Origin of the sequence: Catellatospora sp. NPDC049609 (assembly GCF_040675365.1) — a bacterium.
Lineage (GTDB): Bacteria > Actinomycetota > Actinomycetes > Mycobacteriales > Micromonosporaceae > Catellatospora.
Genome location: NZ_JBFAOU010000044.1, coordinates 41,893 through 50,273, shown reverse-complemented (window position 1 = coordinate 50,273; position 8,381 = coordinate 41,893). Strand labels below are relative to the sequence as shown.

General features: G+C 75.1%; 9 protein-coding genes. 3 read left to right on the top strand and 6 right to left on the bottom strand.

Annotated elements, in window-relative coordinates; translation table 11 throughout:
* Positions 1-122: 122 nt before the first annotated feature.
* Positions 123-1,148 (bottom strand): DNA polymerase IV, encoded by a 1,026-nt coding sequence (locus tag AB0J67_RS15230; RefSeq protein ID WP_363481957.1) that lies wholly within the window; start codon positions 1,146-1,148, stop codon positions 123-125.
* 67 nt (positions 1,149-1,215) lie between these two features.
* Between AB0J67_RS15230 and AB0J67_RS15225 the strand changes: the two genes are divergently transcribed.
* The gene (locus AB0J67_RS15225) at positions 1,216-1,536 is read left to right on the top strand and encodes a hypothetical protein (RefSeq protein ID WP_363481954.1); all 321 of its coding nucleotides are present in this window, start codon (positions 1,216-1,218) and stop codon (positions 1,534-1,536) included.
* A 110-nt stretch (positions 1,537-1,646) separates the two neighbouring features.
* The gene (locus tag AB0J67_RS15220; protein WP_363481951.1) at positions 1,647-2,279 is read left to right on the top strand and encodes a hypothetical protein; all 633 of its coding nucleotides are present in this window, start codon (positions 1,647-1,649) and stop codon (positions 2,277-2,279) included.
* 109 nt (positions 2,280-2,388) lie between these two features.
* On the opposite strand, the gene AB0J67_RS15215 is transcribed toward AB0J67_RS15220, so the two are convergent.
* From AB0J67_RS15215 to AB0J67_RS15195, 5 genes are all read right to left on the bottom strand, one after another.
* Complete coding sequence (locus AB0J67_RS15215) at positions 2,389-3,627, bottom strand: MFS transporter (RefSeq protein WP_363481948.1); 1,239 nt, start codon at positions 3,625-3,627, stop codon at positions 2,389-2,391.
* 47 nt (positions 3,628-3,674) lie between these two features.
* Complete coding sequence (locus AB0J67_RS15210; RefSeq protein WP_363481945.1) at positions 3,675-4,295, bottom strand: hypothetical protein; 621 nt, start codon at positions 4,293-4,295, stop codon at positions 3,675-3,677.
* 113 nt (positions 4,296-4,408) lie between these two features.
* A complete protein-coding gene (locus tag AB0J67_RS15205) occupies positions 4,409-5,365 on the bottom strand; it encodes an aminoglycoside phosphotransferase family protein (protein WP_363481942.1) in 957 nt (318 codons plus the stop codon).
* A 129-nt stretch (positions 5,366-5,494) separates the two neighbouring features.
* Complete coding sequence (locus AB0J67_RS15200) at positions 5,495-6,229, bottom strand: hypothetical protein (protein ID WP_363481939.1); 735 nt, start codon at positions 6,227-6,229, stop codon at positions 5,495-5,497.
* Between the two features lie 9 nt (positions 6,230-6,238).
* Positions 6,239-6,904 (bottom strand): DUF3159 domain-containing protein, encoded by a 666-nt coding sequence (locus AB0J67_RS15195; protein ID WP_363481936.1) that lies wholly within the window; start codon positions 6,902-6,904, stop codon positions 6,239-6,241.
* Between the two features lie 114 nt (positions 6,905-7,018).
* Here AB0J67_RS15195 and AB0J67_RS15190 point away from each other — a divergent pair, with 114 nt between their 5' ends.
* The gene (locus tag AB0J67_RS15190; RefSeq protein ID WP_363481933.1) at positions 7,019-8,341 is read left to right on the top strand and encodes a M20/M25/M40 family metallo-hydrolase; all 1,323 of its coding nucleotides are present in this window, start codon (positions 7,019-7,021) and stop codon (positions 8,339-8,341) included.
* Positions 8,342-8,381: the final 40 nt, after the last annotated feature.

Genomic DNA, 8,381 nt, shown 5'->3' with positions numbered 1-8,381 from the left:
GCCGGGTCGACGGTGTCGGCCGGCACGGCGTCGTGGCCGGCGGCGGCATGGATGAGTTGGATCAACAACTTTTCATCCAGATAGGCCAACGTCTATTAAAAACGGGTGGGAGAGCGGCCGGGTCAGGGGTCGGCGAACTCGGCGCGTACGCCCAGCAGGCGCACCGCGCGGTCCTCGCTGAACAGGGCGAGGGCGGCCAGTGCGCCGTGCTCTATGGCGGCCGGGTCGGTGGTGGGCTCCCCGAGGGTGTGGCCGTGGGTGCGGGTGGTGAACGGGACGTAGCGCACCTTCACCACCACCCGCGCCGCCGGCCGGTCCTGCCCGGCGACCGCGTCGGCCACCTGCGCCGCCAGCGCCAGCAGCTCGCGGCGGACGGCGTCCCAGTCGTCGAGGTCGGTCTGGAAGGTGACCTCCTTGCCCAGCGAACGCGCCAGGTACGGCGCCGCGCTGACGGGGGTGTCGTCCTCGCCGCGGGCGAGCCGGACCAGCCACGGGCCGGTGGCCGGGCCGAGCCGGGCGGCCAGGTCCTGGGCGTCGGCGGCGGCCAGCTCGGCGACCGTGGACAGGCCCAGTTCGCGCAGCCGCCGGGCGGTCTTCGCGCCGACGCCCCACAGCGCGTCGGTGGGCAGCGCGCCCATCACCGCGTACCAGTCGGCGGCGGTCAGCCGGAACACCCCGGCGGGTTTGCCGCGCTCGGTGGCGAGCTTGGCGCGCAGCCGGTTGTCGCCGACGCCGACCGTGCAGGCCAGGCCGGTGGCGTCGTGGACCCGGCGCTGGACGTCGCGGGCGAACGCCTCCGGGTCGTCGGTGTCGACGGCCAGCAACGCCTCGTCCCAGCCCAGCACCTCGACCGTCGCCCCGCTGTCCCGCAGCGCCGCCATGACCTGCGCGGACGCGGCCTCGTACGCCTCCCGGTCGACCGGCAGGAACACCGCCTCGGGGCACTTGCGGGCGGCGACGCGCAGCGGCTGCCCGGAGTGCACCCCGTAGGCGCGGGCGGGGTAGGAGGCGGTGCTGACCACGCCGCGCTTGGTCGGGTCGCCGTCGCCGCCCACGACCACCGGCCGCCCCGCCAGCTCGGGGCGGCGCAGCACTTCGACGGCGGCGACGAACTGGTCGAGGTCGACGTGCAGCACCCAGCCGGTCACGGTCTCATCGTCGCCGGGATGGCCCCGGGGTGCGGCGTACCGGCTGATAATGGGGGAAGACCGTCGGATGGGGGTCGCGTTGTCCCGGTTCGGGCGCCGCTCGTCGGCGCTGCTGCTGTGGGTCGCCGCGCTGCTGCTGGCAGCGCTCGCCGGTGCCCCGACGGCCGCTGCCCCGGGCGGCGTGCCCGACCGGCCGTGGCCGCCGCCGCGGCCGGGCGCGATGTCGGCGGCCTCGCCGGGTGTCGTGATGCCCGCGCCGGTGGATCGGCCGTGGCCGCCTCCGCGTCCCGCGGCGGAGGCCGAGCGCCCGTGGCCGCCGCCGCGTCCTGCTGCGGAGGCCGAGCGCCCCTGGCCGCCGCCGCGCCCGGCAGGGACCGTCCCCGCCTGAAACTCACGGGAAACATCCTCTGGTGGCCGCGACGTCCATGTTGGATACTGCGTGCACCGCTGATGATCTCTGATGGCAGGCGCGACATGCCCACCCGACCCAAGGTTCCCGTGACCGGTGTCTCCGTGCTGCGCCTCGTCATCGACCTGGGGGAAGCACCGCCCGCGCACGAGCTGGTCGGCACGGTCCGGGCGCTGACCCATCTCTACGAGATCGGCCTGCTGGCGAGCGCGGCCGCCGCCGACTCCCGCTTCCGCGACGACGCGCTCACCCTGCTGCGCATCGGCGAGCGGGTGCGCACCGACGACGCGGCGGCCGGCTCGCCGGTCGGCACCGGCCAGGCCCAGCGCCTGGAGGTCGCGCGGCGGCGCTACGAGCGGTCCGCCAACGAGATCGTCTGGGCGGGCCCGCTGCGCATCCAGTCGCTGTCGGTGCAGCGTCCGCTCGACATCGCCTTGACCCATCGCGCGGTCACGGCGCCGATGCGCGGGTACGGCGCGGCGGCGCTCGGCGCGATCGGGGCGACCGTGCTGACCGTCCAGGACCACCTGCAGCGCGCCGAGGCGGACCCGGCCGAGCCGGAGCCCGACGACGCGCGGGACGCGCGGTTGCGCGCGGCGGCCGAGACCGGGTTCTGGCAGCCGTTCGGGGCCGAGGCCCGGCGGCTGATCGTGGCGGCCGACCGGGAGAAGCTGGCCCGCTCGCTGCTGCACCTCGCCCGCCGCCGCCCGCGCCTCGGCTGAGGCGGCTGACCGGCCGCCGCCTTCGGTCACCGGCTCGGCCGGTAGGCGTCTGGCCGCGGCGCGGCTGGGCGAGGTCGGGGCACTCTCACGACCTGGCTGCGGCGGCAGGTCAGGAGGGACGGTCCGCGGGCAGCTCACCGGCCTGCGCCGGGCCCGTCGCCGCCCGGCAGGGCAGCGCCGCGAGGAGCGGGCCGAGCGCTGCGGCGAGCAGCACGACGCGGTGGTCGGCCAGCTCGACCGCGCCCGCGCCGAGTGCGATGGTCAGCGCGGTCGGCGCGAACACCGCCGTGGTGGCGGCCGCCGACACCCGCCCGATCAGGTCGGCCGGGGTGTGCCGCTGCACGGCCGTCATCACGGCGATCACCGTCCAGGGCAGGCCCACGCCGACCAGCACCCGGCCCGTGGCGACCACCGGCGTCACGGGTACGCACAGCAGCAGCGTGCCCAGCGCGGACAGCACGGCGCCCCACCAGGCCGTGGCCGGCTCGCCGCGGCGGTCCAGCACCCGCGCGCACAGCAGCCCGCCCACGATCGACCCCGCGCCCTGCGCGCCGGTCAGCACCCCCGCGAACTCCGGCGCGCGGCCCAGGTCGGCCACGATGACGACGTACGACGCGGCGGTGGCCAGCCCCGACATCGCCACGGCCGCCGAGCCCGCGACGGTCAGGCGGCGCAGCGGTGCATGCCGCCACAGGAAGCGCAGCCCGGCGCGGGTCCGCGTGAGCAGCGTGCCGGGCTCGGCGCCGGGCGGCGGCATCGGGCCGGGCCGCAGCGCGGCGTAGCAGGCGGCCGCGACGGCCAGCGTGGACGCGGCCAGCAGCGTGACCGAGGCGCCGCCCCACCCGGCGAACAGCGCCGCCCCGGCGGGCGGGGCGACCAGCTTCACGCCCTCCTGCATGCTCATCCGCAGGCCGTTCAGGCCGCCGAGCCGGTCGGCGGGCACCGCCGCCTGCAGCACCGCCGCCTCGCCCGCGTCGAGCAGCACGTAGCTGACGCCGTACGCGAGCATCACCGCGAAGATCAACCAGACCTGGCCGGGCCCGTCCACGAGCAGCAGCACCGGCAGCAGTGCGGCCATCGCGGCGCTGGTCGCCACGAGCAGCCGCTGCCGGGGCAGCCGGTCGACCACGGCGCCGAGCACCGGCCCGGCCAGCGTGGGCAGGTAGACGCACAGCCCGCACAGCGCGGCCAGCCCGGCCGAGCCGGTGAGGGTCAGCACCCAGACCGACGCGGCCAGCGACATCGCGGTGTTGCCGAACCCGGCGGTGAGGCTGACGCCGAGGAAGAGCCGGGCGTTGCGGTCGCCGATCAGTCCCGTGCCGGCACCCATCACGCGTCCCCCGTCCATGACTTGAGTCGAAGAGGCTCACATCATGGGTACGGACCGGCGCCCTGTCAATGTGGACGGGGACGAGCCGCAGGGGCGGCGGCGGAGGCCGGAGCGGCGGCGGCGAATGCCTCCCGCAGCCGGGTCACGGCGACCCGCAGCAGCACCGGCCGGGCGCGCAGGTCCACTGCGGACAGATCGGCGAGAGCGTGCTCCACCAGCGCGTACAGTGCTCCCGGCGGCGCCTCGACGGCGCCGGCGAGCCCGGCTCTGGCCAGCGCCGCGCGGGGGTGCGCGCCGTCCCAGGAGGGGTCGGCGGCGAGCTGTGCGGCCGCCTGCCGGGCGCACTCCCGCAGTTCCGCCACGGCTGATGTGTCAACACAGAGTTGACACTTGCCGGTGTCCGCGCCGGCGACCTGCTCGGCCAGCCGGGCCGCGCGCTGCTCGGCGGCCTGCCGCGAGCGCAGGCCCAGCGCCGTCGCGACCCGGCCCCAGCTCACCCGGCGGCCGCGCGCCGCGACCAGCAGGTCGAGCTCGGCCCGGTCGACCGCGGCCCGCAGCTCGCGCAGGAGTTCCAGCGCACCGACGACCTCGTCCGCGTCGCCGTCCCGCGCCTGCGTCACCTGCCGGTGCAGGTCCAGCGCGGCGGCGGCGAGGTGGCGGCGGTGGGCGTCGGCGGCAGCGGTCACGTCGCCATGCTCTGCGCCCCGCCCCACCATTGTCAACATCGCGTTGACAGAGTAAGGAAGGGCACCTTCTTAACGGATTCCGTTGTAGAAGGTGCCCTTCCCAACGCATCTGGTCAGCTCGCGAGCGCCACCTCTTCGGCCAGCAGCCGGGCCAGGCCGGTGCGCCGCCACTCGTCGGTGATCCCGCGGCTCGGCACCTCGACCGTCATCAACAGGTAGAGGTACATGCGATAGAGGGCCAGCCGGCGGCGCACGGAGCGGTCGAACACCACGGGGGCGCCGGTCGCGGCGGCGTAGCCGCGTACGAAGGGATGGTCCGGCTCGTCCTCGACCCGGCGTCGCAGCAGCGGCGACACGAAGTCCACCAGCGGATCGCCGTAGAGGTGGCGCTCGCCGTCGACCAGGCCGGTGAGCCTGCCGCCCGCGGCCAGGACGTTGCCGTCCCACAGGTCGAAGTGGACCAGCGCGGGCCGCTCGACCGCGGCGAGCGCGGCGGCGTTGCGGGCGACCACGGCGCGCAACGCGTCGGCGGGCACCGGCAGCGCCACGTGCCAGGCCACCGCGTCGGCCAGCAGCCCGTCCACCATCGCCGCGAACGCGTCGGCCCAGTTCGCCGCGCTCGGTCGCGGCCCGGTGTAGCCGAACCGGCCGCCGGTGACCGTGTGCACGGCGGCCAGGGCGGCGCCGAGCTGCTCGCGTACGCCGTCGTGGCCGGCGCCCCGGTCGGCGCTCAGCGGCCGTCCGGGCAGGTACGTGGTGAACAGCCAGCCGTCGCCGTGGTGCAGCACCCGCGGCACCGGCACCTGCGGCAGGCGCTCGCCGACCAGCCGGAAGTACGCGGCCTCGCACGCGATCATGCCCTGCTCGTAGCCGAGCAGCGGCACCTCGGGGCCCGGGCCGACCTTGAGCACCATGTCGCGCCCGCCGGACAGGCGCACCCGCCACACGGCCGCGAAACCGCCCCCGGCCAGCTCGGCGCACTCCGCCACGGTGACGTCCGGCCCGAACGCCTCCCGCACCTTCCCGACGACGTCCTCGGGGGTCAGCTCAGGCTGCGTGGGGCTGCGCACCGCCCGATCCTGCCACGCACCGCCCGGCCGCCCGCGCCGGTGCCGCCCTGCTCGTCGATCAGGAGGTCGTGCCGCCGACACGCCGCCGAGCCGTGCCACAAGTTCATGATCGACGGGAGCAAACCCGGGTCAGCGGTGGCGCAGCCAGGTGTTGGGCTCGGCGTAGGTGCCGGTGTCGGTGCGGTGGTCGATGTGCAGGGGACTGAGGCCGTCGGGGATGACGTAGTCGCCGGAGTCGGGGAAGGTGAGGCCGGTCCAGGTCTGCCACTGGGCGACGGTGCCGGTGATGACCTGGGAGCGGGGTGCGGCGGCGAGGATTCGGGCGCCCATGCGGACGTGCGTGCGCAGCCACGGGTCGAAGGGGAGGCCGTCGGGGCGGGTCCAGTGCTGGTAGCGCTCGATGGGGGTGAGCGGGTAGCGGGACTTGTGGGTGGGGCGGACGGGGCAGATCACCCGGCCGCGCCCGCGGGAGGCGGCGTCGTCGCACAGGGCCGTGAGCAGGCGCGCGGCCAGTCCCTCGCCCTGGCGCCCGGGGTGCACCTGCGCGGCGAGCACGGCGTGGGTGTCTGGCGTACGCCCGGCGTCGTGGTCGGCCAGCGCGCGGGCCAGGCTGTCGTTGTAGCCCGCCGGGAGGTCGTCGGTCTCGCCGTTCCAGCACAGCGGCACCGCCCAGCCGGCGGCCACGGGGACACCGTCGTCGAGCAGCACCAGCTCCAGGTCGCCGAACAGGTCCCGGATCCGGCCGATGTGCCGCTTGGTCTGCTGGTCGTGGAAGATGAACTCCGGCCAGCCACCGGCGAACAGGCCGGCGAGGTGCTCCGGGGATCGGGGCCGGGCGTGCATCGGTTCCGCGATGATCGTCACCGGGGCAGACTAGACCTTCGCGGGCTCGTCCGTGGTCCGCGGATGGCGCAGGCCGGGGTGGCCCGCGGGCAGCGAGCGGCGCATGACGTACCAGCTGACGGCGAGGCAGGCGGCGACCAGGGGCCAGGTCAGCGCGGCGCTGGTCACCGACAGCGCCTCGATCTGGCCGGTCCAGTAGAGCGGCAGCCAGACGGCCAGGCGCACCGCGTACTGGCCGACCCAGACCCAGCTCGCCCGGCTGTAGGCGCGCAGCAGCGCCGGGTCGCGGCGCCAGGCGGTGCGCTGGCCGAGCACGCCGCCGACGACCAGGCCCAGCAGCGGCCAGCGCAGCGCGATGCTGATGGCCCAGCACAGGGCACTGGCGGCGTTGGTGGCCACGCGGATGAAGAAGAAGTCCTCGGGACGGCCGGTGTAGAGCGCGATCAGCGCGGCGACGATGACGCCGAGCAGGCCGAGCAGCACCGCGCCGAACTTGTCGCCCCGGGTCAGCCGCCAGATGCCGACCAGCACGCTGACCGCGATGGCCGCGGCCACACCCCACTCCAGCGACTGCCCGGCCGCCGCGAACCCGATGCCGAAGGCCAGCGGGCCGAGCGTGGCGTCGATGGCGGCGCGGCGCCCGCCGAGCAGGTCGGCGAAGCTCTCACCGGCGGGGTCGGGCCGGGTGGCGGTCACGGGCTCTCCAGGGCGGTCGTCGAGGTTAGGTGAGCCTAGCCTGCTTCGTGGTGTGCGGGAAGCGGGTGCGCACTGCGCTGGGATGTTCCGGCCCGACCTGGTAGGAAGATCCTTATGCGTACGCCCGCCACCGACGAGGTTATCGACCTCTGCCGCGACCTGATCCGCATCGACACCACGAACACGGGTGATCTGGCCACCAGCGCCGGGGAACGCGGCGCCGCGGAGTACGTCGCGACCAAGCTCAGCGAGGCCGGCCTGCAGCCGCAGCTGATCGAGAGCCGCCCCGGCCGGGCCAACGTCATCACCCGCATCCCGGGCGCCGACCCGTCCCGCGGCGCGCTGCTGGTCCACGGCCACCTGGACGTGGTGCCCGCCGACGCGAGCGAGTGGTCCGTCGACCCGTTCGCCGGCGAGATCAAGGACGACGGTTCCAGTGGGCCCTGCATCTGGGGCCGGGGCGCGGTCGACATGAAGGACTTCGACGCGATGTCGCTGGCGGTGGTACGCGAGTGGCAGCGCACCGGCTACACGCCCCCGCGCGACATCGTGCTGTGCTACACCGCCGATGAGGAGGCGGGCAGCGACTGGGGCGCCACGTTCCTGGTCAACGAGCACCGGGACCTGCTGGACGGGTGCACCGAGGCGATCGGCGAGGTCGGCGGCTTCTCGTACACGGTCAGCAACGACCTGCGCCTGTACATGATCCAGACGGCCGAGAAGGGCATCGACTGGCTGCGCGTGCACGCCACGGGGCGCCCCGGGCACGGCTCGTTCGTGCACGACGACAACGCGGTGACCGCGCTGTGCGAGGCGGTGGCCCGGGTGGGCCGGCACCGCTTCCCGGTGGTGGTCACCCCGACCGTGCGGGCCTTCCTGGAGGAGGTCGGCGAGGCGCTGGGGATCGAGATCGACCCGGACGACCCGGAGGCCGCGATCGCGAAGCTCGGCCCGATCGCCACCATGATCGGCGCGACCATCCGCAACACCGCGAACCCGACCCGGCTGGCCGCCGGCTACAAGGACAACGTGATCCCGGGCCGGGCCAGCGCCACCATCGACTGCCGGACCCTGCCGGGCCAGTTCGAGCTGTTCCGCGAGCAGCTCGCCGAGGTGCTCGGGCCGGACCTGGAGCTGGAGTCGGTGCACCGGCAGCCCGCCCTGGAGACGGAGTTCGACGGGGCGCTGGTGGATGCCATGGCGCTGGCCCTGCGGGCCGAAGATCCGGGCGCGCACGCGGTGCCGTACATGCTTTCCGGTGGCACCGACGCCAAGGCCTTCTCCCGGCTCGGCATCCGCTGCTTCGGGTTCGCACCCCTGCGGCTGCCCCCGGAGTTGAACTTCTCCGCGTTGTTCCATGGCATCGACGAGCGGGTGCCGGTGGAGGGACTACAGTTCGGCGTGCGGGTACTGGACAGGTTCCTGCGGCAGAGTTAGGCCCGGCCGGAGTGCGGCCGGGAACCGGCCTGTCTCGTCG